Here is a 541-nt window from a genome sequence, read left to right on the forward strand (position 1 = left end):
GATGATTGGGGTGAAGTCGTAACAAGGTAGCCGTATCGGAAGGTGCGGCTGGATCACCTCCTTTCTATGGAGTACCTCGTTCCTGTAGGGGACGGTACAATAGGCTGACCGTAAGGTCGCCGATCACAAGACTTTGCTTGCAAAGTCGACCATTGACGTGTTTTCATTTGTTCGGTTTTGATGGAATTTGCGGGGCCATAGCTCAGCTGGGAGAGCGCCTGCCTTGCAAGCAGGAGGTCAGCGGTTCGATCCCGCTTGGCTCCACCATAGAATTTCATCTATTTGCTATGAACACCTTGATCCTTGAAAACTGGATAACGAAACGAAGAATCTGCGAATTAGAACATTCCTTTTAGCTGAACTTGTGTCACTGGATTTTTCGTAAGAAAATATCCGACATCAAGTTAGTTTTAAGTAGTGAATACACATGCGAAAGTTTTGGGACTGGGGATCCTTTGGAAGTGTCTGCATTGCTTGCGATGAGCAAGCGTAGGCAACGGACAACAGAGCACCAGGCGCAAAACTGCAGCATCAAGGTTAA

General features: G+C 47.3%; 1 tRNA gene and 1 rRNA gene. Both read left to right on the forward strand.

The window, feature by feature from the left end:
• A 16S ribosomal RNA gene (locus tag KI362_RS25235) occupies positions 1-64 on the forward strand; the annotation flags it as partial.
• A gap of 127 nt (positions 65-191) precedes the next feature.
• Positions 192-267, forward strand: a tRNA-Ala gene (locus tag KI362_RS25240).
• The last annotated feature ends 274 nt before the right edge of the window (positions 268-541 follow it).

It is taken from the genome of Paenibacillus apis, from assembly GCF_018333295.1.
GTDB lineage: Bacteria > Bacillota > Bacilli > Paenibacillales > Paenibacillaceae > Fontibacillus > Fontibacillus antibioticophila.